The following is a 1,367-nucleotide window of genomic DNA, read 5'->3' as shown; positions in this document are numbered from 1 at the left end:
GTAGATACTGTCTTGAACTGTCAAGGGGTAGCGAGTAAATAATTGGGGTCGAAAGGCTTTTGGGACTTTAAAATTCCAAAAGCCAAATGCACCAACTTCCGCATCAAAGCACCAATCACCTGCATTTTGACTTTTCCACGACCCAATAATCTCTCACTCATGGCTTTGAGTAACGGGTTATGACGCATCGCCACTACTGCTGGCATATACAACGCTTTTCGCAGTCGGACGTTTCCGGTACAAGACAAACGAGTTTTACCTTTAACCGAAGTTCCAGAACTCCGTTCGCTGGGAGTTAGACCAGCATAAGCTGCTAATTGACGAGCATTGTCGTAATCAGAAACATCGCCAATTTCAGCTAACAATACAGAAGCTGTTAAATCGCCAATGCCAGGAATTGAGGTTAACAGCTCGCGCTGTTGTTTTAAATGTGGGTGTTGGTCAAAATGGTCACTAATCAGTTTTTTGATTAGTTGTTGTTGCTGTTTTAGATAGTCCAAATGTTCCTGGGTAAGGGCAGCAACTGTTGGCGTAGCTGTTTCCAAACGGTTTTGTTCGCTCGTCATCATTTCTGTGACTGATTCGAGTCGCCGTAACAAGGCTTGTAATTCCTTGACTTCGGGGGCTGTAGGTGTCCACAATGATGGTTTCATTGCCGCACAAAAACGGGCAATTAATGCTGCATCTACGGAGTCTGTTTTAGTTCTCAGAAGTTCGCTTTTGGCAAACCCTTTAATTCTTGCCGGATTGACGATGCTTACCTGAAAGCCTGCTCCATAGAGGAATTCGGCTAAGGCTTCTCCATAGATGCTAGTAGCTTCCATGCAAGCATGGAGCTCTACTACATTTTGTTGTTGAAGCCAGTTATGTAAACTCTCAAACCCTTGAATATTGTTCGTAAACTTTTTGGGTTTAGTCGCACGACCTTCTTTCAGTAATGAGACATGAAAGTCTCTTTTACTGATGTCTATACCTAAGACTGTTGATGTCATTATTTGCTCCAGATATACTCCAATTTATGCTCCAATTTATGAAAGAACCGACAGGCAATTGAATACTAACCTTGTGAATGCAGGCTTTCCCGGAGATGCCGAGAGCCTAAGATACTGTCCAGTTTAGTGTGCGCCTGTCATCAGTAATGGGAGCTTATCTACGCAACAGACTTATTCCGTCTAAGGGGCGGGCCAGCTTCACCGATTTCTGATGTTCTTAAAGAACACTTTCTGCTGTTACAGAACCATTTGTACTAAACTTTCCTTGTTTCTTTAGATTCGCTTTGCTTGTTGGCTCGCTCGCCTGATTGTCGGTTTGATCGCCTGATTGTCGGTATGATCGCCTGTTTGTCGGTATGATCGCCTGTTTGTCGG

The 1,367-nt window shown here is 43.8% G+C and carries 1 protein-coding gene; it reads right to left on the bottom strand.

All coding sequences use genetic code 11. The annotated features are described in order from the left end of the window. Positions 1-20 precede the first annotated feature (20 nt). Positions 21-992, bottom strand: coding sequence for an IS110 family transposase (locus tag QT987_RS29745; RefSeq protein WP_333247083.1), 972 nt, complete (start codon positions 990-992; stop codon positions 21-23). Positions 993-1,367 lie beyond the last annotated feature (375 nt).

This window comes from Microcoleus sp. SVA1B4, from assembly GCF_036700545.1.
Taxonomy (GTDB): domain Bacteria; phylum Cyanobacteriota; class Cyanobacteriia; order Cyanobacteriales; family Microcoleaceae; genus Microcoleus.
The sequence above is the reverse complement of the archived record's forward strand: the minus strand, read 5'-3'. Positions and strand labels throughout refer to the sequence as shown.

What these genes read in the sequence shown, in the direction of transcription:
- QT987_RS29745 (WP_333247083.1), bottom strand. Translation starts at nt 992, where the DNA reads ATGACATCAACAGTCTTAGGTATAGACATCAGTAAAAGAGACTTTCAT.